At 53.7% G+C, this 24904-nt stretch carries 22 protein-coding genes; 5 read left to right on the top strand and 17 right to left on the bottom strand.

What is annotated here, in order from left to right:
• Window positions 1-9 precede the first annotated feature (9 nt).
• Window positions 10-954, top strand: a complete 945-nt coding sequence (locus tag HZS52_RS05335; protein ID WP_223828058.1) for a ketopantoate reductase family protein — start codon at window positions 10-12, stop codon at window positions 952-954.
• Between the two features lie 181 nt (window positions 955-1135).
• On the opposite strand, the gene HZS52_RS05330 is transcribed toward HZS52_RS05335, so the two are convergent.
• From HZS52_RS05330 to HZS52_RS05305, 6 genes are all read right to left on the bottom strand, one after another.
• Window positions 1136-2182 carry a TRAP transporter substrate-binding protein gene (locus HZS52_RS05330; RefSeq protein ID WP_190374281.1) on the bottom strand — a complete coding sequence of 349 codons (1047 nt, stop codon included), beginning with the start codon at window positions 2180-2182 and terminating at the stop codon, window positions 1136-1138.
• A gap of 58 nt (window positions 2183-2240) precedes the next feature.
• The gene (locus tag HZS52_RS05325; RefSeq protein WP_190374280.1) at window positions 2241-3689 is read right to left on the bottom strand and encodes an aldehyde dehydrogenase; all 1449 of its coding nucleotides are present in this window, start codon (window positions 3687-3689) and stop codon (window positions 2241-2243) included.
• A 35-nt stretch (window positions 3690-3724) separates the two neighbouring features.
• Window positions 3725-4555: a p-hydroxycinnamoyl CoA hydratase/lyase gene (locus HZS52_RS05320; RefSeq protein WP_161463580.1), complete on the bottom strand. Its 831-nt coding sequence runs from the start codon at window positions 4553-4555 to the stop codon at window positions 3725-3727.
• A gap of 163 nt (window positions 4556-4718) precedes the next feature.
• Complete coding sequence (locus HZS52_RS05315) at window positions 4719-6038, bottom strand: TRAP transporter large permease (RefSeq protein WP_141440288.1); 1320 nt, start codon at window positions 6036-6038, stop codon at window positions 4719-4721.
• Complete coding sequence (locus HZS52_RS05310) at window positions 6038-6697, bottom strand: TRAP transporter small permease (protein WP_190374279.1); 660 nt, start codon at window positions 6695-6697, stop codon at window positions 6038-6040. The genes HZS52_RS05315 and HZS52_RS05310 overlap by 1 nt, the downstream gene beginning before the upstream one ends.
• Before the next feature lie 154 nt (window positions 6698-6851).
• Window positions 6852-7355, bottom strand: a complete 504-nt coding sequence (locus HZS52_RS05305; RefSeq protein WP_141440286.1) for a MarR family winged helix-turn-helix transcriptional regulator — start codon at window positions 7353-7355, stop codon at window positions 6852-6854.
• A 143-nt stretch (window positions 7356-7498) separates the two neighbouring features.
• Between HZS52_RS05305 and HZS52_RS05300 the strand changes: the two genes are divergently transcribed.
• Window positions 7499-9310 (top strand): feruloyl-CoA synthase, encoded by a 1812-nt coding sequence (locus tag HZS52_RS05300; RefSeq protein WP_223828057.1) that lies wholly within the window; start codon window positions 7499-7501, stop codon window positions 9308-9310.
• 120 nt (window positions 9311-9430) lie between these two features.
• On the opposite strand, the gene HZS52_RS05295 is transcribed toward HZS52_RS05300, so the two are convergent.
• A complete protein-coding gene (locus HZS52_RS05295) occupies window positions 9431-10624 on the bottom strand; it encodes a DcaP family trimeric outer membrane transporter (RefSeq protein ID WP_190374277.1) in 1194 nt (397 codons plus the stop codon).
• A gap of 217 nt (window positions 10625-10841) precedes the next feature.
• Window positions 10842-11519 (bottom strand): GntR family transcriptional regulator, encoded by a 678-nt coding sequence (locus HZS52_RS05290; RefSeq protein ID WP_190374276.1) that lies wholly within the window; start codon window positions 11517-11519, stop codon window positions 10842-10844.
• Between the two features lie 141 nt (window positions 11520-11660).
• On the opposite strand from HZS52_RS05290, the gene HZS52_RS05285 reads away from it, so the two are divergent.
• The 3 genes from HZS52_RS05285 (at window position 11661) to HZS52_RS05275 (ending at window position 14797) form a co-directional block, all read left to right on the top strand.
• On the top strand, window positions 11661-12728 hold the full coding sequence (locus HZS52_RS05285) for an aromatic ring-hydroxylating dioxygenase subunit alpha (protein WP_190374275.1): 1068 nt from the start codon (window positions 11661-11663) through the stop codon (window positions 12726-12728).
• Window positions 12725-13693 carry a PDR/VanB family oxidoreductase gene (locus tag HZS52_RS05280; RefSeq protein WP_190374274.1) on the top strand — a complete coding sequence of 323 codons (969 nt, stop codon included), beginning with the start codon at window positions 12725-12727 and terminating at the stop codon, window positions 13691-13693. The genes HZS52_RS05285 and HZS52_RS05280 overlap by 4 nt, the downstream gene beginning before the upstream one ends.
• An 81-nt stretch (window positions 13694-13774) precedes the next feature.
• Complete coding sequence (locus HZS52_RS05275; protein WP_190374273.1) at window positions 13775-14797, top strand: TRAP transporter substrate-binding protein; 1023 nt, start codon at window positions 13775-13777, stop codon at window positions 14795-14797.
• 193 nt (window positions 14798-14990) lie between these two features.
• Here HZS52_RS05275 and HZS52_RS05270 read toward each other — a convergent pair whose 3' ends face one another.
• The 9 genes from HZS52_RS05270 to pcaG all read right to left on the bottom strand — a co-directional run bounded on the left by HZS52_RS05270 (window position 14991) and on the right by pcaG (window position 24897).
• Window positions 14991-15254: a PAAR domain-containing protein gene (locus HZS52_RS05270; protein ID WP_190374272.1), complete on the bottom strand. Its 264-nt coding sequence runs from the start codon at window positions 15252-15254 to the stop codon at window positions 14991-14993.
• Window positions 15251-16234 carry a hypothetical protein gene (locus HZS52_RS05265; RefSeq protein WP_223828123.1) on the bottom strand — a complete coding sequence of 328 codons (984 nt, stop codon included), beginning with the start codon at window positions 16232-16234 and terminating at the stop codon, window positions 15251-15253. Before HZS52_RS05265 ends, HZS52_RS05270 begins: the two co-directional genes overlap by 4 nt.
• Window positions 16209-17120, bottom strand: coding sequence for a hypothetical protein (locus HZS52_RS05260; protein WP_190374271.1), 912 nt, complete (start codon window positions 17118-17120; stop codon window positions 16209-16211). The genes HZS52_RS05265 and HZS52_RS05260 overlap by 26 nt, the downstream gene beginning before the upstream one ends.
• Window positions 17121-17453: 333 nt before the next feature.
• The gene (locus HZS52_RS05255) at window positions 17454-17717 is read right to left on the bottom strand and encodes a PAAR domain-containing protein (RefSeq protein WP_190374270.1); all 264 of its coding nucleotides are present in this window, start codon (window positions 17715-17717) and stop codon (window positions 17454-17456) included.
• Complete coding sequence (locus HZS52_RS05250) at window positions 17714-18613, bottom strand: hypothetical protein (RefSeq protein ID WP_223828056.1); 900 nt, start codon at window positions 18611-18613, stop codon at window positions 17714-17716. The genes HZS52_RS05255 and HZS52_RS05250 overlap by 4 nt, the downstream gene beginning before the upstream one ends.
• Before the next feature lie 8 nt (window positions 18614-18621).
• Window positions 18622-20550 (bottom strand): hypothetical protein, encoded by a 1929-nt coding sequence (locus HZS52_RS05245; protein ID WP_190374268.1) that lies wholly within the window; start codon window positions 20548-20550, stop codon window positions 18622-18624.
• On the bottom strand, window positions 20547-21905 hold the full coding sequence (locus tag HZS52_RS05240; RefSeq protein WP_190374267.1) for a DUF4123 domain-containing protein: 1359 nt from the start codon (window positions 21903-21905) through the stop codon (window positions 20547-20549). The genes HZS52_RS05245 and HZS52_RS05240 overlap by 4 nt, the downstream gene beginning before the upstream one ends.
• A 3-nt stretch (window positions 21906-21908) precedes the next feature.
• Complete coding sequence (locus HZS52_RS05235) at window positions 21909-23873, bottom strand: type VI secretion system Vgr family protein (RefSeq protein ID WP_190374266.1); 1965 nt, start codon at window positions 23871-23873, stop codon at window positions 21909-21911.
• Between the two features lie 391 nt (window positions 23874-24264).
• A complete protein-coding gene (gene pcaG / locus HZS52_RS05230; protein ID WP_190374265.1) occupies window positions 24265-24897 on the bottom strand; it encodes a protocatechuate 3,4-dioxygenase subunit alpha in 633 nt (210 codons plus the stop codon).
• Between the last annotated feature and the right edge of the window lie 7 nt (window positions 24898-24904).

The raw sequence follows: 24904 nt of genomic DNA, 5'->3' as shown, positions 1-24904 counted from the left end.
GATAAAATAGTGAATAATCAAACCAGACAAGAACCTAGTATCGCTATCCTTGGTGCAGGAGCAATGGGTGGACTAATAGGAGGGAGTCTTTCCGAAGGCAGTGCGGACGTTACTTTGATTGATGTTAATGCGGAGCATGTTGATGCTTTGCGCAAGAATGGTCTCAAGCTCAAGACAGATAAAGGTGAGCGGTACATCCCTATCCCGGTGCTTTTTCCTTGGGAAGTAAGTAAAACCTATGATCTTATTATAGTTTTCACTAAAACAATGCACACAAATTCGGCAATTACAGCGATAAGTTCAGCAATAGATTCTAATACTGTCCTCTTAAGCCTGCAAAATGGACTCGATAATAAGCTTTCTCTTATGGAATTCGTAGATCAAAAAAATATTGTGGTTGGTATTACCACTTATCCTGCAGACATGAAGGGGCCAGGGTATGTGGAGTCTCATGGTGATGGCATTGTCAGGCTAGCCGCCGCCTCACCTTCGGTTGCGCCACCAATACTTAATTATATACCTGAGCTCTTCACACACAGTGGGATAAAAACCATTATTGATCCCCAGGTAGAGGTGGCAATTTGGGAAAAAGTGATATTTAACGCGGCTTTAAATGGCCTTTGTGCAGTCACTAGATCAACCGTTGGCCAAATAGGCGCTAATGCGGACACTAGAGAACTTGCATTTCAAATTATCGGTGAACTTTGTGCTACCGCCCATGCATGTGGCTTTTCTGTTCAGAATGAGCGTATCGAGAAAACCGTGAGCGAAGCACTGGAACTGCACGCTTCCCATAAACCTTCTATGCTCCAGGACGTACTTGCAGAAAGGCCTACCGAAATTGAAGCTATTTGTGGCGCTGCAGTACGCCGTGCGGAAGAGCACAACATCGCGGTACCTGTTACTCGCACTATTCTGGGGCTTGTTCGCCACATTGACTGGCACTTAAAATGAGGAGGTCAGTTGATTTGCATAATTAAGGCTTTATGTACTAATAAAAATTAAATTAAAGCCTTGGCAAACCCGGCGTAAGTATATAAAAAAATCCGCCTTCTAGCTGTAAGCCAGAAGGCGGATTTTTTGCTAGTGGTAAACATAACCTTAGCGCGTTGGATGGTGCAGGTAGGGATATGGACTACTCTGTCTGCTCGGTATACTTCTCTACCAATCGAGTCGCATCATCATAGAGTCGTTGTCCATCAAAACCTCGGCTCCCCATGTCGTCAATCCATTGAGCCGTGGCTGTCTCGGCAGCCGCCTGCCAGGGTGCCAGTGCGTCTTGAGCGATGTAGAACATTTCACCCTCACCCGTCGCTTCAATAGCTTCAATTGCGTCCTCTTCCGCTTGATCCATGACCTGGCCGATTCGTTGCGCCTCTTGAAGCCCCGCATTATCGTCGATTACCTGCTTCAGCTCTGGTGAAAGCGCATCGTAACTAGCTTGGTTTAAGGCCAGCACCATCATTGCCGTATATAAACCATGATCGCCCTCGAAAAAGGTGTGGTTCTGGGCAACGTCCAGCACGCCCAAAGCCGCAGCGCTTTCAAAGGGCAGTGTCAGGCCATCGATTACCCCGCGCGAAATCGCTTCTGGAATTTGTGGCATAGGCATACCCACCGCTTGAGCCCCCAGAAGTCCCAGATAGCGATTCATGGTTTTCGAAGGGGCACGAATAGCCAGCCCATCCAGCTCATCAGCACTCTCAATCGCCACATCTCTGGTATGGATTTTGCCCGGCGTATGGGCAAATACAGCGATAGGATAGACGCCCTCAAAGGCAGCCTGCATATGCGTTGTCGCAAACTCATGGGCTGCCATGCTGGTGGCTTCGCCCGTTGTGGGCAGGAAGGGTTGATCGAATGCCTCGGATTCCGGGAAGCGATTAGGCGTATAGCTGAGCAAGGTCCAGGCAATATCCACCACCCCGTCCTTTGCCTGATCATAGAGCGAGGGTGCTGAGCCCCCCAGTTGCATGGCAGGGAATATTTCCACCTTGATAGCCCCCTCGGACTGCTCTTCGATACGCTTAGCCCAAGGTTCCAGATACTCGGTCTGCACTGGCGTGGCAGGGGCAGCAAAGTGGTGCAAGCGCAGGGTCACCGTGTCTTGGGCATAGCCACTACCGCTGAGGAGTATGCCGCTTAACAACGTGAGGCTGGCGAGTGTGGGTTTTATTGTCATTGTAATGAACTCCTTTATTTACTTCGCTTTACTAGCAAGACATATTTCTTGCGCTTATCTAAATAGGGTAATGGCGCGGGCCAAGCTGCATGGTCATCCAGCGCAGATCGGTGAACTCCTCGATCCCGGCCTTACCGCCAAAGCGTCCGTAGCCGCTCGATTTAACGCCGCCAAAGGGCATCTGCGGCTCATCGTGAACGGTAGGTGCATTGATATGGCAAATACCCGACTCAATGCGCTGCGCAAACTGCATCGCCCGGGCGGTGTCGCGGCTGAAGACGGCGGCAGAAAGGCCATACTCACTATCGTTCGCCACACGCAGGGCTTCCTCTTCATCTTTAACACGCATCATCGCCACCACCGGGCCAAACGACTCTTCGCCATACAGGCGCATCGCATTAGTAACTCCATCCACCACGGTCGGCTGCATAATGACGCCTTCGGCCTTGCCGCCACAGGCTAAACGAGCGCCATGCTGCTGGGCGTCGTCAAGCAGGGCGTTGAGCTTCTCGCCCGATTCGCGATTGATCAGCGTACCCAGCGCATTACCTTCTCCCCGGGGATCGCCCGCGCGCAGCGTTTGTGCTTTGCGAGCCAGTTTTTCGACGAAGGCATCAGCGACCGCATCCACCACGATCAGCCGCTCAGTGGACATACAGATCTGCCCCTGGTTGAAGAAGGCGCCAAAGGCGGCGGCCTCAACGGCAGCATCCAGGTCGGCATCTTCAAGCACCACGAACGGCGCCTTTCCACCAAGTTCCAGCAAGACCGGCTTAAGATGGCGCGCGGCCTTTTCGGCAATAATGCGCCCCACCTGAGTAGAGCCAGTGAAATTAATACGGCGCACGGCTTGGTGCTCAATCAGCGACTCGACGACCTCGGCGGCCTGCGGGGGCGCATTGGTCACCACGTTAACGATGCCATCGCCCAGACCCGCCTCAATCAGCACCTCCCCAATCAGGTGATGCGTCGCGGGGCACTGTTCAGAGGCTTTAAGAATTACCGTGTTGCCACACGCCAGCGGCGTCGCAATGGCACGCGTGCCAAGAATAATAGGCGCGTTCCAGGGGGCGATCCCCACCACCACGCCGCAAGGTACCCGCACGCCCATCGCTAGGCTGCCGGGCACATTAGAAGGTATTACCTCACCACCTACCTGTGTAGTCAGCGACGCCGCCTCGCGTAGGATGCTGGCGGCGACCATGACGTTAAAACCTGCCCAGCCTGGCGTAGCGCCGGTTTCATCTACCATGCGTTCGATAAACTCCGCCTGTCGCGCTTCCATGGCCTCTGCAGCTTTGAGTAGCTTGGCGCGCTTTTCGCCGGGGCCCGTCGCTGACCAGGCGGGAAACGCCTTCGCAGCCGCCTCAACCGCCCGGATCGCATCCCCAGCGGATGCCGCCGCGGCCTGGGTGACGATATCACCGGTGAGAGGGTTGGTTCGAGTAAAGGTCGCGTCTTGATGAGCGGCACAGCGCTCACTGCCGATTAACAGATTAATATCCATAACTGACTCTCGTTCAAAGGTTGGCGATTATTGTTTTATCGCTGGTAACTCTCCAGCCCCGGTTTGATGCTCTTGTCATCGAGGAACTGTTTGAGCCCCTGCGCCCGGCCCTGCTCAGGATCCAGCTGCTGCGCCTGATCGAGCTTGGCGTAGAGGTACTCCTCGTTCTGCTCCCAGGTCAGTTCGCGGCACATTTTGAAACCGATCTTGGCAGCACGCATCACAACTGGGTTCTTATCACGCAACGTAGCGGCCAGCTCGCGGGTGGCTTCGCGTAATTCAGTTAATGGCACACTTCTGTTAACCAGCCCCATTTTAGCTGCCTGGGGGCCGGTAAAGGTTTCCCCGGTCATGATGTAATAGAGCGCTTCTCGGTGGCCCACGGTATCGGCCATGGCTTTGCTGACCAGGTTGCCTGGGGGAATACCCCAGTTGATTTCTGAGAGGCCGAATACCGACTCATCGGCGGCAATCGCCAAATCGCAGGCAACCAGCGGTGAGAAAGCCCCGCCAAAGCACCAGCCATTGACCATGGCGATGGTGGGCTTGGCGTAGTGACGCAGTAGCTTCCATTGCCAGGTAGAGGCGTCGCGGCGCACCTTGACCTGCACAATCTCGGGGCTGGCATCGATCTCGCGGAAGTACTCTTTAAGATCCATACCGGCCGAAAAGGATTCGCCTTCGCCGGTCAACACCAGCACGTGGGCCTCTTGATCCAGCTCGATAGTCTCCAGCACATCAATCATTTCACGATTGAGCGTCGGGCTCATGGCGTTGCGCTTTTCAGGGCGATTCAACGTCACCCAGGCAATGCCCTCTTCGACGTTAACTTTTACGGTTTGCCAGCGATCTTGGTAGTTACTCATCTCTTGCTCCTTGGGTTTTATCAAACGACTTACAACGTTACTTATCAAAAACGACTGTTTAACAATCTGTTCAGCGCTGAACTTTTCGATTAGCTATCTCCTCGCCATCAAGGTGGGCGTTAGCCTTCGCTGGCTCGCGTCATGGGACATGTGTTCACCTTGATCAATTGATTAAGTAAACGAAGCCAAGCGAGATGGCGGGGAAGAGCACCAGCAAGATAATGCGAATAAGATCGGCCGCTAAAAAAGGCAGGATGCCTTTAAAGGTCTCCGTTAAAGGAATGCGGGGAGCCATGGAGTGGATAATGAAAATGTTCAGCCCCACCGGCGGCGTGATCATGCCAACCTCGACGACCACCAGCGCTAAAATGCCGAACCATATCGCCACATCCGTTGCGGGCATGCCGAAGTCCATCCCCGTGACGATAGGCAGAAAGATAGGCACGGTTAACAAGATCATCGAGAGGCTGTCCATAAAGCAGCCAAGCACTAAATAGCAGAACAGAATTCCAGCCAGAACCACCCAGGGACTGATCTCGAGCCCCACTATCCAACCGGCGGTCATTTGCGGAAGCTGGGTCAGAGCAAGGAAGCTATTGAAGACACTGGCGCCAAGTACAATGAAGAAGATCATTGCCGAGGTCACCGCGGTCTCAAGTACACAGTCCCGCAGGCCGTTCCAACGCAGTCCGCCTTTTGTGATTGCCAGGGCACCGGTGGAGACCGCACCGACGGCGGCGGCTTCGGTAGGCGTAAAGATACCGGTATAGATGCCCCCAATCACCACGATAAAGATCGCCGCTCCTGGCCAGACCTCTAGCAGTGAGCGCCAACGCTCGCTCCGGGATGCTTTCGCCTTACTCGGCGCACTGTCAGGAAAAAAGCGCACGTAGAGCGAGATGGCCAGCATATAGCTGAACACTGCTAACAACCCCGGCACCAGGGCGGCAGCAAACATTTCATTAATGTTTTGCTCGGCCAGGATGGCGTAGATAACCAACACCACAGAAGGGGGAATCAAAATGCCCAGAGTGCCGCCAGCAGCCAGTGCGCCGGTCGCCAGACTCCCACGGTAGCCCTGTCGCTCCATTTCGGGCAGCGCCACTTGGGTCATCGTGGCAGCGGTAGCCAGCGAAGAGCCACAAATGGCCCCAAAAGCGCCGCAAGCACCTATGGTGGACATCGCCAGCCCACCGCGACGGTGGCCCAGCCAGTCGTTGGCCGCCTGAAACATGGCCCGGGAGAGACCGGCTCTCGCCGCAAACTGCCCCATAAGCAGGAACAGCGGAATGATGGATAGCGTATGGCTGGAAAAGTGTTCGTAAGGAAGCGTTTTTAAGCCATTTAAAATGCCCATCGGGCCGGTGATCAGCATCATCCCTACGGCACCCACCACCAGCATGGCCAGGCCGATAGGAATACGCGTCGCCATCATGAACAGCAGTACCACAAAGCCGCTAGCGCCCAACGTGAGAGGTGTCATCACAGATCTCCTTGGGCCGAGCTTTCTTGAGCCGAACCGTCTTGAGCCGAGCTGCTTTGAGTCGCGCTATTTTGATTCGAACTATTTTGTTTAAAACCTGGCTGTGGCGGGTCGTAAGTAAGCGCATCGCAGGTGCGATAGAGACACACCAGCGTCAATAGCGCGAAACCCACCAGGCCGCCGATATACCCCCACCAGAGCGGTATATCCAGCAGCATGCTGGTTTCCATATAGCGTCGTTTATCGAGCAAGCCGTGATAGAGGCGCCAGGTCATTAACCCTGCGACTACCAAAAACAGCGTTTCGGCGACAACGGCGAGCAGCCGCTGAACAATGGGCGGCGCGTGCATGACCAGTAAATCCACCGTGACATGCCCACCGCGAAGATGGCAGTAAGGTAAAAACAGAAAAACGGCAATGGCAGTCCCCATTTCCACCAGCTCGTAATCGCCAGTGATTGGGCCCACCCACTCCAGCATCGTCATATCGCTTAATACTGGCGCACTGGCTACCCACCGGCCAAGAATGCTGACGACGGTGATGATCGCGAGTGCTGCGACCAGCAAGCCGCCGCTTATCGCGGCAACCCTACAGGGTGTCTCAAGACTACGGCGCATCAATGCAGTGCCGAGTGTCGGTACCGTCGCTAAGCTGCTCATCGTTTCGTCTCTTTGTTTTTGGAATTCGCTGTATGGCTGAAACCCACCTTGCGCTATACACCGCGAGACCGTCACAACCAAACTAGTTACTTAATATAAGTAATTGTCTTTGAGAGAGCATGCAAGCGTTGCCGACAAAAATACGCCTAAAGTTTTATTCCTCGATGGTGTCCGCTGCGTATATTTTCACTAACAGAGATAGCAGCTGACGCCGTTCAATCTCACTAAGTGTTTGAGTTGCATTGATATCACTCTGTTCAGCCAGTTCTTTTAGCTGTTCGGTTAAGGCTTCGCCTTTTTTGCTAAGAAAAATCCCGTGTGACCGCCGATCTCGCTTACATCGCACCCGCAAAGCAAGCCCTCTTTCCTCTAGATTATTAATTAGGCTAACGATTCTGGGCGGATCAATATCCAGTATCTTGGCTAAATTGGTTTGGGTGATACCGGGATATCCTTCAATCACCACGAGCGAAGAGAACTGGGCAGGGCGTATTTCATACTCCTGCATGGCCTCATTAAAATGTTTGAAAACAGCAAGCTGGGCCCTTCTCAAAGCGTACCCAAGGCGATTTTCAAGCACCAGACCGGCGACAGAAGTCGGCTCTTTTTCGTCGGGCTCAACTTGCTGAACAGAAGTGCCCTTTTTAGATATGGCCATGCGTTAATTCCTATCTCATTTAAATAATTACAACTATGGTCTTAAATCAGCATCCTAGCTAATCATCTAGTTAACAACTATAACTATATTCGCCAAGATGACAGCACACAACAAATCCAAGATTTTTCGCTATGGAGCTATTCATGTCACTCCCCCCTCCGCTTATTAACACCACCTTCCATGAGTACCGGCTACACGGGGGCGATGTTCCCAGTTATCCCAGCAGCATGACCCAGCGCCTAACCCATTGGGCAAGCGAAACACCACTGAGCCCCTTTTTAGCTGAGCGAGAAGAGGGCCGACACAGGTGGCGAACGCTAACCTTCGGCGAAGCAATGCCACAAGTGAACCGCCTGGCACAAGCACTGATTAATCATGGCCTGTCGACGGAGCGGCCGCTGATGGTGCTGTCGGGAAACAGCATCGATCACGCACTGCTTGCCTGTGCCGCCATGCATGTGGGCATTCCCTACGTGCCGGTGTCACCCTCTTACGCGCTGTTATCCGAGGACTTCGTTAAACTGCGACATGTGGTGGAACTAGTGACCCCAGGGATACTATTTGTCGATGAGGAGGCGCGCTTTAGTCGGGCGCTGGCGGCCATTTGCGATAATAACGTCACCTGTGTGGCCAAGGTACCTGCTCAGCGAGCCCTGGCGTTTGACTCACTGGCAGCGACGCCGGCAAGCGCTGAGGTTGACGATGCCTACGCCCGTGTAACGCCTGACAGTATCGCCAAACTACTGTTTACCTCAGGGTCGACAGGGCTGCCCAAGGCAGTGATCAATACCCACCGCATGCTGTGTAGCAATCAAGCCATGCTAGCGAAACGGCTAAGCTTTCTAGAGCAGCACACCCCGGTGTTAGTCGACTGGCTACCCTGGCACCACACCTTCGGTGGCAATACCATTTTGGGGATGGCGATCCACAACGGGGGCGCTTTATATATTGATGATGGCAACCCCACCGCTCAAGGGGTGCAGCGAACCATCGAGAACCTACGCGAAGTGTCGCCCACGTTTTACTGCAATGTCCCCAAGGGGTTCGAGGCGCTGGTCGAGCATTTGCGCAACGATGACTCCCTGCGCGAGGCCTTTTTCCGCGATCTGGAAATGCTGCACTTCGGTGGTGCCGTGCTACCCGCCCATGTACGCGCTGCTCTGGAAGCGTTAGGCGAACAGACTCGCGGCACCCCCGTTCCCATGTTAACGGGCCTGGGCTCCACCGAAGCATGCCTGGCATTTTGCACCGAAGAGCCCAGTGATACACCGGGACTAATCGGGCAGCCTGTACCTGGCATGGCGCTGAAACTGGTAGCGACGGATGATAAGTGGGAGGCGCGCCTCAAGGGCCTTAACATCACGCCAGGCTACTGGCGCGACACCCAGCGAACCAGCGAGGCGTTTGACCACGAAGGCTACTACTGTACCGGGGATGCCATGCGCCTTCTTGACCCCGACCACCCCGAACGGGGGCTAATCTTTGATGGCCGACTAAGCGAGAATTTCAAACTGGTGACCGGCACCTGGGTCAATGTGGGCACCCTGCGCCTACACCTTGTCGAACACTTTGCCCCGTTGGTACAGGACATAGTGGTGATCGGCGAAGGGCGTGACTACCTGACGGGCATCGTCGTGTTGAACCTTCCCGCCTGTGAGCAGCAGCTTGGCTCAGCGGATAGCTCCCTTGAGGCTCTGGCCACCGACGCCAGCCTGCACCAGTGGTTCGCGCAGCGCCTGGCAACCCACTGCCGCGGCCAGTCAAGCTCCATGCGTTTAGAGCGCCTGCTACTGCTCAACCAACCGCTCTCCGTTGACCGTGGCGAATTGACCGACAAGGGCTCGGTCAACCAGCGGCTAGTGCGCGAGCGCTACTCGGATCTCGTGGCATGCCTATACGCTGAGTCACCCAAGGATCCACGCATTATCTTACCCTCTGCGAACCCAGCGCCTTAACTGCGGTACTTTTAGGCAGCCACACGAGGCCCAAAAAAGGCTGGCAAAGTGCCAGCCTAAAACGTGATCGAAACAGCACTAAAGCACTTACACAGTCACCTCACTGCAACGCGTAGAGCGCTAGAACTGGAAGGTGGCACTCGCCTGAAGGCGACTCGCATCGTTGGAGGCCCCATTCACCTGCTCAATATCAGCGTACTGGTACTCAAGACCGACTGACATGCGCTCGGTAACATCCCAAATCACATTGGCAAACCCATAGTCGAGGGTTTCGAAATGATTACCATAGGCGGCGGGTAGGTCTTGCTCAAGCCGCGAAACGCCCACAGAGCTGAACCAACTATCCGTCCAGTAGTGATTAAGTGAGAGACCAAACGCCTGGGTTTCAATCGCTTCAAGGCTGTTACCCTGCACATAGACATCAGGTGCGTTGCGGTGCCCGACATTGCCAGGGTTGCCCATATAGTTACCGATACCCTCACCGTAGGTGGCACTGCCTTTCAAGCTGGTTGAGGTATTAAAGGGCAAATTGAACTGCGCCTGCACCCCATAACCGGTGACTTCATCATCAATGGTATTGGTGATGTTATTGGTCGAAAGTTGACGCGCTATCCCCGAGAGCGCAAATAAACGCTTATATTCATAACGCAGTGTCAAATCTGGAAGCTGGCTCTCCCCATCAGCCACTGAAGCATCACTGCGGGCAATGACCGTGGTGGGGTTTTCCAAGGCAACAGAGAAACTCCCCTCCCCAACAGGCTGCGTATAGCGCAACTGAGCCTGCCGCTCAAAGGCGTAGCCCTTAGGATCCCCTAGTGCCAGGGTACGTGTTCCGCCTACGAAGCTCATAAAATTTGACCACGTTTGCCCGGCGAGAAACCCGTTCAGCTCGCCATACGCATGGCGCAACCCAAACTTACCATCGGGCACAAAATGCCCTTCGAAGTAAGTGGTTAAACGCCCATAGTCAGTGGCGGTGTGGGTGCGGAAATTCAGGCGGGACTCATAGGCCGTAAAGCTGGTTCGACCATCGGTTCGATTGCCTGGGTTCATCACGGCGTAAGGATCCGTTGATGTACCTAGGTCGTAGTCGAAATCGTAAAACGCATCGAGCTTAACGTACCCGCCAAAGGCGATATCGGTTTTGGTGCCTGGAATATTAAACGTTGACCGGTGATTCCAGGGTGGGCCTACACGGCTTGGCTCACCGGTCACGACAGGCTGTCCGGCTTCTACCACATCAAACGCATGGGCCTGGGCAGCAAGCGCACAGGGAGCGAGAAGGGCGCACGCAACAAAGTGGTTAATTTTCATTGTTTGTCTCTGCTTTTGGTCGTAATGGTTAAGTTGTAATTGTTCTTAATGCGAACTCTGATCCGCATTACGTACCAAAGCTGCGAAAAAAACCTCCATCTGTCAATTAAAATGGAGGTAATTCATTTCAATATCAACATAAGACATTGAATTCAAACAACTTAAAACCATTAATACTTTGGTTTAATTATATATTGTAACTAAATAATTCACCTTTCTATTCAGAATCAGCCAGTAGCTCAGGGTAACGCAACCCAATCAGCGCATGTTCACGCATCAGCATTTCTGCCCTCGCCCCCTCACCCTGCTTAAGTGACTGAAATATAAGCTCATGATGAAACTGTGCTAATTGCAATTTTTTAAACTCTCGCTCTAAGTCATCGCTATCAATGATGATTGAGTCGGCGGCAGCGAAAGGCAGGTGATTATTCCTTGCAATGGCATCCGCCACGACACCGCTGCCGATAGAATGAATAATAATGCCGTGAAAATGCGCATTAAGCTCACTCCATTGATTGATATCGGACTCTACAAGGTAGCCTTTGGCGATTAGCCTTTTTCCTTTTTGGATCCAAATATTCAATTCCTTCTCGACGCCAGGCGGCAGCCCCTGCTCCGCCAGGTGCCGAGCGACCAGCCCCTCCAACACCCCGCGCACCTCAACCGCGCAGTGCACATCCGCCTGGGTAAACTCCCGCACCATAAACCCGCGCTTGCCCGCCTGCTGCAGCAACCCCTCCTGCTCCAAAGTGCGAAAAGCCAGCCTTACCGGCGTTCTCGAAACTCCCAGCTGCTCCGCAACCGCGACTTCACCAAGGCGCTCCCCTGGAGCGTATGCACCCTCACTAATCAGTTTTCGCAGCCGACTGACGACACTTTTATCGTTGTTACTCATTTAATTTTACTCTCATATCAACACTGATTTGCTCTTCATTGGCGAACTCTACGAAAGTATAGGTTGACGGCAAAAACCTTCCTAGCCTTTACTTTGGATCCAATAAGCATAATTACAACGCTAAACTATAAGGAGTTAACCGTGACCCAACAAACCCCCTTTCCAGTGAACACTTGGTACGTCGCCTGCACCCCTGATGAGCTTACCGATAAGCCACTTGGGCGGACTATTTGCAATAAGCAACTAGTTTTCTTCCGTGGTGACGAAAACCGCGTGGCCGCCGTGGAGGATTTCTGCCCCCACCGTGGCGCGCCACTCTCCTTGGGCTTTGTACGTGATGGCAAGCTGGTTTGCGGCTACCATGGCCTTGAAATGAACTGCAGCGGCAAATGCGACAGTATGCCCGGCCAGCGGGTTCGCGGCTTCCCAAGCAATCGTGCCTATCCCGTTGAAGAACGCCACGGCTTTATCTGGATCTGGCCCGGCGACCCCGATAAAGCTGACGCCGATCTGATCCCCGAGCTGCACTGGGCCAACAACCCCGACTGGGCTTATGGCGGCGGCCTCTACCATATTCAGTGTGAATATCGCCTGATGATCGACAACCTCATGGATCTTACCCATGAGACCTATGTGCACGCTTCCAGCATCGGCCAACCAGAGATAGAGGAAGCCGCACCAGAAACAACGGTTAACGGCGATGAGGTGGTCACCAGCCGTGAGATGGAGAATATCCCCGCGCCGCCTTTCTGGCAGGCCGCCTTACGGGGTAACGGGCTCGCTGATGACGTCCCCGTCGACCGCTGGCAAATTTGCCGCTTTACCCCCCCTAGCCATGTGCACATCGACGTCGGCGTGGCCCACGCGGGCAATGGCGGCGCAAAAGCGCCGGCGAATGTGAGAGCCTCGAGTATCGTGGTCGACTTTATCACTCCTGAGAGCGATACCTCTATCTGGTACTTCTGGGGCATGGCCCGCAACTTCAAGCCGGAAGATCAGGCCCTCACCGACAAGATCCGCGAGGGCCAGGGCAAGATCTTCGAAGAAGACCTTGAGATGCTCGAGGCACAACAGCGCAACCTGCTCAAATACCCCGACCGTCAACTGCTGAAACTCAATATTGACGGCGGGGGGGTACAGGCGCGCCGCATTATTGATCGCATCTTGAAAGAGGAGCAGGCCAAGCAACCCCAGGAGGCAACGGCATGAGCCCCCCCTCTCTATCGCTTATTGTCGAGGTAAAAGCTCGTCACGAGGAGGCGCTGGGCATTGCCACCTTTGAGCTTGCGGACCCTCATGGCCGTCCGCTGCCCCCCTTTAGCGCTGGCGCCCACATTGACGTGCAGGTGAAAGAGGGGGTAATCCGGCAATACTCGCTGTGCAACCACTCTGAAGAGCGGGATCGCTACTTGATCGGCGTGCTGCGTGATGAGGCCTCCAGAGGAGGCTCCATCGCCATGCACGATGAGATTAAAGTAGGCAGCCTGCTACTCATCAGCGCGCCCAAAAACCACTTCCCGCTTAAACCCGCAAAGCGCACTTACCTGCTGGCGGGCGGGATCGGCATCACCCCGCTGCTGTGTATGGCAGAACGATTGGCGCGCACCGAGGCGGAATTCGAGCTGCACTACTGCGCCCGCTCCGCCGAGCGCATGGCCTTTCGTGAGCGTATCAACACATCAGGTTTCGCCGATAGAGCACACTTCTACCTGGATGACGACACCGCGTCCCCAACCCTCGATCTGGAAAAACTGCTTAGTGAGCCCGAGGCTGACGCCCAGGTCTACGTTTGCGGCCCTAGCGGATTTATTAACGCCGTCCTTTCCACTGGCAAGCAGTGCGGCTGGCCAGCCGACCAACTGCACACCGAGTACTTTGCAGGTGCGGAAACAGCCAGCGAAGACGACGGCAGTTTCGAGGTGCGCATTGCCAGCAGCGGCGCCGCCTTTACCGTGCCCGCCGATAAAACCGTCTACCAAGTACTGGCTGAAAATGGCATCGACATCATGGTCTCCTGCGAGCAGGGGGTCTGTGGCACCTGCCTCACCCGTGTACTCGAAGGCGAACCCGACCACCGGGATTTATACCTGGATGACGATGAGCACGCGGCCAACGATCAATTCACACCCTGCTGCTCCAGAGCCAAGAGCAAAACCCTTGTGTTGGATCTTTAACCGTCTCAAACACCGTTTCAAAAAAGTTGCAAAAACAATCATAAAAACGTGCCCCGTTGACTAGACATCAGGATATCGACAATGAAAAAAATACCCACCCACCTAGCCAAGGCGACCCTGTTTGGCGTGTTTGCCGTTTCATTCGTGGCCCCCGCCGTGGAAGCCAGCACTACACTGCGCATAGCGCATGTCTGGCCGGGCGGCTCCATGATAGACCGCGAACTGTTTCAGGCCTGGGCTGAAAGCGTCGAGGAGGCGTCTGATGGGCAGCTGACAGTAGAAGTTTTCCCCAGCCAGACGCTAGCGAAATCGGCTCAAACCTACGAAAGCACTGTCAGCGGTATCGCCGATATTGGCGCATCTGCTCAAGGTTATACGGCGGGCCGCTTTCCCCTCACGCAAGTCGTAGAGCTGCCGGGGGTGTCAGCAAGCGCCCGCCAAGGGGCCTGCATTCTCCAGTCGCTTTACGATCAGGGATACTTTGAACAGGAGTACGCCGACACGCGCCCTCTGTTCTTATTTACTACCGGCCCAGGTTATCTGCATACCAAGGATCAGTTGATTGAAACACCGGCGGATCTTGAGGGCCTTCGCCTACGCCGCCCCACGCCCGTGGTGGGTGATATGTTCGAACGCCTAGGCGCCCAAGCCGTGGGTATGCCAGCGCCGGATGTGTTTACCTCCATGCAGCGTGGTGTCGTCGACGGTCTCAGTTTCAACTGGGAAGGCATGAAGACCTTCCGACTGAATGAACTGGCGCAGTACCACACTGAAGTCCCCCTGTATGACCTTTCCCTGTTCGCCACCATGAGCCAGCGCAGCTACGACAGCCTGCCAGCCGATTTACAGCAGGTGATTGATGACCACAGCGGCTTGGAGTGGTCGCTTCGCGCGGCGGAGGTTTACGACGAGATGATACGCCAAGGCCGTGAAGAAGCCGTTGAAGCGGGGCATGAGTTTGTGGTCATTGAAGACGCCCTGGAAGATCCCGAATGGGGCCCTGTGCTGCAGCAAACCATAGATGATTACTTGGAGGATATTGGTGGCTCTGCCAACGACATCTACAAAGCCGCGATGGATTTACAGCAAAGCTGTCAGGTTTAGCGATTCCTCGAACCTCATCACAAAAGGGCAGCCAACGTAGGCTGCCTATTGTTCTTACACTCAGAATTCTTACCTACTTAGCATTAACTCAATGGATAAGCACCACATTCCCCAAATGGTGCATCTACCACTAACCGCTCAACGACTCCGTTCAATTCCTGACTCCTTCCACAACTGTTATTCCGCATAAGCGCTACGGCTGAACCTTTGCACTGCTCGACGCCGTAATAATCTCACCGCCGTGATCCTTTTTGCAGCCCAGGTAGGCCGTAGGCTTTCCATCATGGTTGGAGTAGCTGGAACCTTCGATAATAGTAGCGCCGCAGCCGGTTTTATCACCCACCCGCGCCACGGGCTGGCCCTCTACTTGAGAGGGCGAACCGGTGATAATTTCCGTGGTGCCGTGGCCGGGAATGGGGCAGCGGTGCAGGTCGCCTTTGCGGGCAACGGGTTTCATCGGCAGATTTCCCACTGACCATCGCGTTGAATAAAGTAGAGTCTTACGTTTGAGACTTGTTCATCACTTCCTGCATGCCCAAATCGAATCGGCGCCGCTACCCCCTCACGGGTAAGCCAGGCCACACGATTATCCGCTCCCAAATTCAATGTCATCGGCTCTTCTGGAAAAGGATCAAGCTGGAAAAGGTTAGGATTATCAAAGAACATGGTGAAGCTTGCTCGCTGGCGCACGTAAGCTTCGGACTCACCGGAAGCGTGAGCAAGCTCTTCAATCATGGTTTTCGAGGCATCCATTAGCGCATCGTTATCTTGCTCCTCAAAGAGCGTATATAGCCGACGATATTCACGGGCTAGGCTATCGCGGGTAGCGTCACTGTCTCTTAATACATCGCCCTCTTCCCAGCACCAGGTGGGCATCGGCTGTCGATTATTAAAAGGCACCTCCAGTCTGAAATAGTCTTCATCCCAATGAATGGCACTAGCCACCACACGCAATGGAGCTTGATCATCTACATTAACAACTTCTGGCTTAAAACCTTCCAGACCAGGTTGTATAACAACCTCGAAGGCGGTTTTAGCTTCAGTATTGGGATTTTGCCCCGGCTCCCAATACTCCATGGAGAGGCGCAACTCATGCTGCTTGTCAAATGGTTGGTCAGAGGGCACTGGCCAAGCATAAAATTGAATTTCATTACGACCATTACGTATATATTGTGATGCTGGCAGCATCGTATTCTGGTGTCCCGGCACTCCTGAAAAACTCAGCATAATATCTTGCATATCAATTGATGATGCTAATCCATTAACGCTCCAGCGAACGCCAAACTGATACTCGGTTTCCTGTGCCATGACTGGTGCACTGATCAGCGTCAGCGCAACGAGCCAACAGTAAGCTATCCATTTTTTCATGCTGCTATCTACCTTTGGCACTTCGATAAACTGGTGCGTTGCATTAAGGCACCACCTTGGCACTTCCATAGTATTCAATTCGACGCTCCCAGACATACTCAAGATTATCAGGAATAAGATTTCCTTTTATGGAAGATTCTGCTGCGGAATATCGCTTTTTTGTAATCCAATTGCCATGCTCGTCATATATATATTCAAACAAGACCTTACCCACTATCTCTTCATCCTCGTTAAACCGGGTCTCTGAAACAACATTATTATAGTCGTCGTACTCGGAGGCCGAAATATAGATTTCTCGCTCACCTTCACCACTATAAACTTCCATCCTTTCTTCTATTACATTCTTGGACTCGTCATATTTGAATATCAAGATCCAATCGATTGAGCCGTCCGGTTTGTAATGAGTCTCTTTTTCAGGGAGGTCATCTACGCCATATTCAATGCTGGTTTTCTTCGTTTGAGCAGAATCTGTCTGCCTTATCTCACGGGAGACAAGGTTCCCTCTGGAGTCATATTGCTCGGTCTCAGTCGAACTTAGTCTATTGTTTGCATCATAATGTTCTATCACAATATCGTCTGACGAGCCGTCATAGTTAAAGACATAGCGCCCCGTCTGCTCTTCGGTTCTGTCATCCACAGTTTCAATTTCTTTTGGTTTTCCATCTTTATCTCTGGAGATGGTCTGCGTCTGAATAGCATAACTACTGCCGTTCCTTGAAATAAAAGAACGCTGCAAGACGACATTTCCATCTTCATCAAAACGAAAGCGTTCTCTGACATTTTGGGTAAGGGCGGCACTTCTATCTTTTGGCTTGTTATCTTCAGGGGAGTACGCTGCTAACACAATATGATCAATTGTGACCTGAGAGTCTTCCTCATTGATATGAAAATAAACTAATAAGGCTATAACAGATACCATACAAAGAAGCGCTATATATTTTTTCATATTTTTCACTACATTCACCTTAACGTATTTCTAAGAAAGGCATGCTATAAAGCTTCCTATGAACCATATCCAAGCATGACATTTTGCTCTCTTAGCAAATAGCTACGAGGAAAAGACAACTGGACGGTATGAAGTGGCTCCGTAACCGGTCTTATCACCTACTCGGGCCATGCATGACTGGCCCTCTGCCTTAGAGGACGAACCTGAGACGATTTCCGTGGTGCTGGCTGGCAAGCAATGGCGAGCCCAACGAGAACCAAAGCGCTGTATTTGCCAAATGGCAGGCCTATCACTACCGCCCAACGGCTCCTTTCAACACACCTCCTTGTTTCCGCATAAGTATCAAGGCTCAACCTTGGCGCTACTCGATGCGGTAATAATCTCACCACCATGATCGGTCTTGCAGCCCAGATACGCGGTAGGCCTACCATCGTGATTGGAGTGGCTGGAACCTTCAATAATCGTGGCCCCACAGCCCGTTTTATCCCCTACCCGCGCCACGGGCTGGCCCTCTACTTTAGAAGGCGAACCGGTGACAATTTCCGTGGTGCCGTGGCCGGGTAAGGGGCAGCGGTGGAGATCGCCTTTACGGGCAACGGGTTTCATCGGCAAATTTCCCACTGACCATCGCGGCGAATGAAGTAGAGTCTTACTTTGCTTGAAACATCGTCTTCTTGGAGATGCATAAATCGAATAGGGACATTAACCCCCTTTGTGGTTAGCCAAGCTACTCGATTATCCGCCGCAAGATTTAGTGTCATCGGCTCTTCTGGAAAGTCTCTTAACTGAAAGAGCCCTGGATTATCGAAGAACATCGTAAAGCTTGCTCGCTGGCGCACATAGGCTTCGGATTCTCCTGAAGCTAAAGCAAGCTCTTCAATCATAGTTTTCGAGGCATCCATTAGCGCATCGTTATCTTGTTTCTCAAAGAGCGTATATAGCCGACGATATTCACGGGCTAGGCTATCGCGGGTAGCGTCACTGTCTCTTAATACATCGCCCTCTTCCCAGCACCAAGTGGGCATCGGCTGTCGATTATTAAAAGGCACCTCCAGTCTGAAATAGTCTTCATCCCAACGGATGGCACTAGCTACCACACTTAATGGAGCTTGATCATCTACGTTAACAACTTCAGGCTTAAAACCTACCAGGCCAGGGTGTATCACAACCTCAAAGGCGGTTTTGGCTTCAGTATTGGGATTTTGCCCCGGCTCCCAATACTCCATGGAGAGACGCAACTCATGCTGCTCGTCAAATGGTTGGTCAGAGGGTACTGGCCAAGCATAAAATTGAATTTCATTATGACCATTACGTATATATTGTGATGCTGGCAGCATCGTATTTTGGTGTCCCGGCACTCCTGAAAAATTCAGCATAATATCTTGCATATCAATTGACGATGCTAATCCATTAACGCTCCAGCGTACGCCAAACTGGTACTCTGTTTCTTGTGCCATTGCCTGTGTCTCCATCACAACTACAAAAGATAGTAATAACGCCATGAATGTTTTCATGAGAAAGGTATAAACTCCCCGGTATATCCCTCTGCAAGAGGGTAGGTGTTCGTATTTTCTGAGTCTTCAACCCATTCGATAGAAGTAGTACTTAGCACGGTTTGCCGTGAATTAGAACTGGGGCTTGGACGGCCGCCATCAGCTGGCTGATCACGCCCTGACTCTACATTCACTTTCTTGAACGACTTGATTTTTAAGGCCGCACCCTTGTGGTAAAGCTGATAACCCCAATGGCCTCCATCTGTCTTAATCCGAATACCGCCCTCAGTAGCGATTTCCGCTTCATATCTGAATACACGCTCTTCGGTTATAATTGAATCAAAATACCCCATAATGCCGCCCACCGCCTTGGCTGTGAGCTTGATCTCTATTTGGCCCTGAATACTCTCTTCACCGAACTCACGTTCAAAAAAGTCATAGACGCCATTTAACATATTGTCACTACTGGCATTATCTTCAGATGCTTTAAACCCAGCCCCTAAAGCGACATCTATAAACAGGAATGGGTTTATTTGGTATCTGGCAACGCCCCAGTTCCTACCCTTTTCTGCGTCTTCCAGAAATACTAGTAATGCATGAGCCGCCCCACCCAAGGGAGTGACTACGGGCAACCTTCGTAACGAGCGCTTCAAGGCCTGATAAATATCGACTTTGACACCAAACGCAAAATCTATTGAAAGCCCTACCTCGAGCTCCCATGTCAGCCCCGGCTCATTAGTTTCTTCTACTTGCTTTGTCCCAGCTTCCAGACCTAGCTTAGGGCCTACGGTGTAGAGATTAACCAGTTTTCGATTATCGTGTTCAGTACTTAGCCTTTTGGCCAAGCTTTTGGCGCCATTGCTCAACGAGTCGATAAACCGGTCAACAGAGCTACTTTGTTGGCGACTCCTATCCTGATCGCGAAGCGATGGCGCACTGTCGTAGGTAGTAGTTTCACTACGGTATTTACCGACTTCTATCTTTTTCGTATTGCTACCGCATGTCACATCTATCTGGGCATCGATTTGCCAGCCTTGTTCATGCGTTACCTGGCGAGGGTTGCTCCCCATGCCAAACCCTTCTCGCAGCCGCCTTGCTTCGCTTCGCGGAATATTCTCGGTGCCTATTTGAGGCGGCTGTAAGCTCACTTTTCCCGCGAACTTCAGGCTCGGCACGGTCACAGAGGTAAAGAAAAAATCCTGTGTACCATCGTAGCTAATCTTGAATTGTTCCTCTTTCACCATGACGGCACGGTTCATGATGATGTCGAGAATAATCGTGGCGGCTTCAAAGGCAAGGCCGTAATCACCCAAACGAGGTATATTGAGCAAGGTCGGGCGTGGGTTTGTCTCTACCGTAAAGGGTATTTCGGCGCCCGAGGTAATGGACGTGCCGTTCAGCGCTTCAGTCCAAGACAGCCTATGAGCGTCATGGGGGCAGTCATCGGCTAGCGTTATGGTGACAGTACCTTCGTCCTTAAATGTTGTGCCCTGCAAGAATCCTTCGAAACTCAGCTCACCTGATACCGCTTTATCCGCTACAAAGTAAATTTTACAATCGGTATCTACCAGTTCATTTTCACCTTGCAGAGTTACTCGGTTATTGCTGCCTGAATGACATACCACCTCAACTTTTTCGATACAGGGGGTTTGTGATGCACACACAGTACAAACGGCACCGAACTCAGGATCTTGGGCTTGGGGCCTCCCTTCAAGTACGGGTAGAGGCATAGAGAGAATCGGGCTTTCCGTGAGTGCTTCCCCACCATTTGCCAAGAAGTCGTTGTAGTGGTTTTGGGTAGTTATCGCCTCCAGTGTTTCACGCTGAACCTCGTCTGCCTGCATAGCGTTCTGGATCGATCTTAGCGTGTTTACGTGGCTGGTGAAGTGCTCCGGTTGGTTCTGCGCTAAATACGCGATGTCTTCAATACTGGGTTGATAGCTCATGGACGTTCCTCGTCAGCGATGGGCCGATAGTTGTCTTCATGCTGACCGGCTTGTTGATAGGGGGCCAATAGCGCATGCCGTAGTCGCCCTCGGGGCAGCCACTCTTCCAGTAACTGGCACTTCCGCCAGCCAGCGAGTTTAGCGTTGTCGAGGATCCGCTGAGCATCAGGGTGGCGGTGGGCAAAATCAGCGCCCACCTCCAGCACACAAATGACCAGGGTTTGGATCTGCTTTTTAGAGGCAAGCCCATACCGCTCCCCTAGCTGAGTGGCATCAATCACCGCACGCGTCCGCTCGCCTTCTGATACCTGGGGATAGCGCTCTTTGAGTGACCGCGCGAGGGCTTGGCTCGCCCTTGACTGCGTAAGCTCCCCAAAGTGCTGGTACTCCGCCTGCCCTATTGCAAACTGCCGCCCCTGGCCGTTGGCGGCGCGGGCATCGTCACTGAGGGCGATGCGTACTAGCCTTCCCTGTACGTCGCTGGCATCGGCGTCGAGCTCAATCACCGGGGTTAATTCAAGCTCAGTGGGAAACACCATTAAGGGCGAGATAGGCGTTATGACGGTTTCGAGCGGGGCCATAAAGGCGGCCAGCTTCCAGGGTTCCAGGGCTTGGCTCATGTCCAACGCGACGCGCGGGTCGTAGAAGCGGAAGTAGACCGGAGCCTGGTCGTTGGCGGGGGTCCACAGCATGGTGAACTTGCGCAGGTGGCTGCGCAGTTGCTTTAGGGTGGCGTGGGAGTGCAGCAAAATGCCCCAGTGTTGATCCTGGGACAGGCTTTCCAGCCATTCGCGCAAGTCGCTGTCTGCTTCAAGGCGCACCAGCCACGGGGCGTTGGTCTGGGTGGTGCTATCCGTTGAGGCATAGAGGCAGGCGCTTTGGGCCTCGGCTTGGCTAAGGCGGGCCATGGCCTCACGGCAGTTAACGCCGTCGATGACCGCCCATAACGGTGGCTGATGGGGGGCAAACAGCGCTTGCCAAGTAGTCTCTTGGTAGTTCACCGGTGGGAGGATCGCTGCCGGTGGGGGCTCCGGCACTTTCTCTGGTAACAGGGGCAGCATCTCGCCATACGCCACCGGGTGTTGCGACGAGGTGGTGTGGGCCAGTTCCACCAGCCCGTGGGCGATACCTTCGCGGCGGCAGCGCTGTAGCAGGGTTTCAATGGCATCAAGGCGGATCAGCCCCAGGTCGTCAGCGTGGCACTGCTGCTGTAACAGCGCCCTGACCTGGGCTTCGTCTTCGGCCAGTACCGCGGCCACCGTGACGGCTTCGTCGGCCTCCTCTTCCCAGCGGCGGGCACTGGGGGAATAGGCCATCACATGGCAGCGGGCCAGCCAGTAGTCGGGCGTTGCCATGGGTTATTCCTCGTCGAGCGGGCAGTGGGAGACAAACGGGCTGCCTTCCCCTGCAGCGGCTTCCAGCACGGCGGGGATGCTGGGCAGCGCCGCCGCACTGGGCGATGCCGAGCCGACATTAAGTACCGGGGTGACATCCACGCTGCCACCGCCGACCACCAGCGCAGCACCACCGGCGACCAGGGTGATTTTGCTGGCATCCAGGATAAGCTCGCCATCGGCTTTAAAGGTGATATCACCATTGGCGTGGGTCTGGTAGCTGCCACCTACCGTTAGCCCGCGATTACCGTCCACCTGCTCGGTGTGGTTAGTGTGCACGGTGATATCGCGATTGCCGTCGATGGTTTCGACGCGATCCTTGGCGACCGCCAAGTGGGAGTTATTGCCAATGGTGGCGGTGTCGTCGAATTCGACCCGCTTCTGGCGGGAGTTGAGGACATGCAGCTCCAGGTTTTTCTGAGCATGCATGTAGATAAACTCTTCCCCGGCCTTGTCTTCAAAGCACAGCTCGTTGAAGCCTTCGCCTTGGTGGGTCTGGGTTTTAATCGTGGTGCGGGTTTTGTGCTCCGGGAGGAGATACGGTGGCGTATTCACGGCATGGTAGGTACGCCCGGTAATCAGCGGTTGATCAGGGTCGCCTTCAAGGAACGAAATCGTGACCTCATGCCCGATCCTCGGAATGGCGATGCTGCCGTAGCCAGCCCCTGCCCAGCCTTGGGATACCCGCACCCAACAACTGGCTTTTTCATTTGGCTCCGCGTAGCGATCCCAGGGGAACTGTACTTTGACCCGGCCGAATTCATCACAGTGGATCTCCTCCCCTGGTGGCCCGACCACAAACGCCACCTGGGGGCCATCCACCCGCGGCTTGGGATTCGGCGTTGCCCGCCAAGCGGTACTACCTGGCCCCAGCACCAGTGTGTTGTGGTAGCGGGTCATCCCGCCCTTATCGCTGCTGGAAATGCTGTCTTCTTCCAGCGCCTGGGGCTGTTCGCCGAAGTGAGTGACCTCGATCAGTTGCCAGTCGCGATTGAGGGCGTCGGCGTCGTGATCGGTGAGGGTAAAGCGCGCCCCTGGGGCAAGCTCGGGTAGGTCACTCTCGGCGTGCGCCGTGATCGCCTCTCGGCGCAGGTATTCAAGTCGTGTGCGGGTAAACGGCTTGCCGGAAGCGTCCTGCTTATAACGCCCTGGGTAGTCGTAGTGTTCATAGTCGGCGCGCTGGCCGTGCTGCTCAATGTCACGTCCTTGGTGCTCATGCAGCTGTGCATAGGCCGGGTTCTTGAAGGTGTAGTCCTTCAGTGTGGCGGAGGAACTGGCCACCCGCGCCGTCTGGCGAAGTTGTCGCACATGGCGGGTGGGCGGCGTTCCCCCCGCGCGGCTGTGATAGGTGCGCTCGCCCAAGCTGCTGAGCATTTTAGGGTCATCGCTAAAGACCAGCCGGTGGGCACCTGCCTCGAAAGTATGGTAGTAGAACAGCCCCTCTTCAGCCGCCAGACGCTCAATAAAGGCAAGGTCGGTCTCGCGATACTGAACACAATATTCACGTTCGATGGGCTCGCGCGTAACATCAAACGTTATGTCACTAATGCCGCGTTCCTGGCAGAGGGTGGTAATAATGTTGATGGGCGTGACTTTTTGGAAAATCCGCGAGTTGTGTCGTAGCGAAAGCCGCCACAGCGCAGGGCGTAGTACCAGAGAGTAGAAGGTGCGGCGATGACCGCGATCGCCCTGGGAAAATTCGCTAACAATGCCATGGAAGTGACGCAGCGCTTCTCCGCTGTGCCACACGGTAAGCGTGGCGTTGCGATCCAGCAGTTCGGCGGCATTGAGTTGGCCATTGCGACTGGCAAAATTGAGCGTTAGCTCAAAGGGGGCGGAAAGGGCCTCACGGTGGGTAAAGTCCACCACGGCGACATCGTCTACGCCGGGTAGTGTGAGCGTAAAGGACAGACCGTTGCCGTTTGCCATCGCCTCCCTCCTTGGATCGTCGATTACGAATGAGAGGCGCTAGCGTAGCGAGATACCATGAAGGTGCAACCGCTGGCAGATACACAGCAGGGATGATCTGAGCACTGCTCAGCGTTTTAGAGCATACAAAACCAGCAACAATCAAACAAAATCAATTGTTTGGAAAATAAATGCATATTGCCGGAACCATATTTGTAAGAGATCTCTTACAAAATTTTCCGAAATGGCTTACACAAAAATTTCTTCCAGTGCCGTTTAATCATCAGGCTGCTGTTCAGGATACTGGAACAAAGCACCGAGCACTTGATGCGTAGGTAGATACCACCTCAGACACACAAAAAAGCGCCATGACAACGTCACAGCGCTTTTTTGCAGGGGCGAGAATAGCTACTTAAAAATCAAAAAACACCGTCTCGCCTTCGCCCTGCAGGCGGATATCAAAGCGATAACGCACCTTACCATCTACCTCTTCGCGCTTGGCGATTAGGGTCTGGCGGCGTGCCGGTGATTCGATGCGCGTGAGCACCGGGCACTGGGCGTTCGCTTCAGCTTCATCATCGAAGTAGAGCCGTGTTTGCAGGTGAATATTCACCCCGCGGGCAAACAGCGTGAGGTTAATGTGCGGCGCCATTGGCTGGCCGCTGGGGTGCTTCACCGCGCCGGGCTTGATGGTGGTCAACGACCACTCGCTGCCGTGATCAAACGTCGTCGCGGTGCGGCCAAAGCTATTGAACGGTTTGCTAAGGTCGTAATCGGCTTGGTAGTCACCGCTAGCATCGGCCTGCCACGCCTCAATAAAGGCATCGCGCACCAGATCGCCGTTGCCGTCGATGACAATTCCGAACACTTCGATATGCTCACCCTCGGCGTCAGGCTTAGCCATCTCGCTCCAGACCTCTTCATCCCGTACGGGGTTGCCCGCCGCAGCGAGAGCAAGACCAATATGCACGTAGGGGCCAGCAGTTTGCGAGGCGGTTTCCCTTAGCATCAGGTCGTTGGTCGGCTGGCTATTAGGCTGCTTCATGAGGTAT

It is taken from the genome of Vreelandella titanicae, from assembly GCF_014697095.1.
GTDB lineage: Bacteria > Pseudomonadota > Gammaproteobacteria > Pseudomonadales > Halomonadaceae > Vreelandella > Vreelandella titanicae.
Note: the sequence above shows the minus strand (reverse complement) of the source record. Positions and strands in the feature narration are given on the sequence as shown.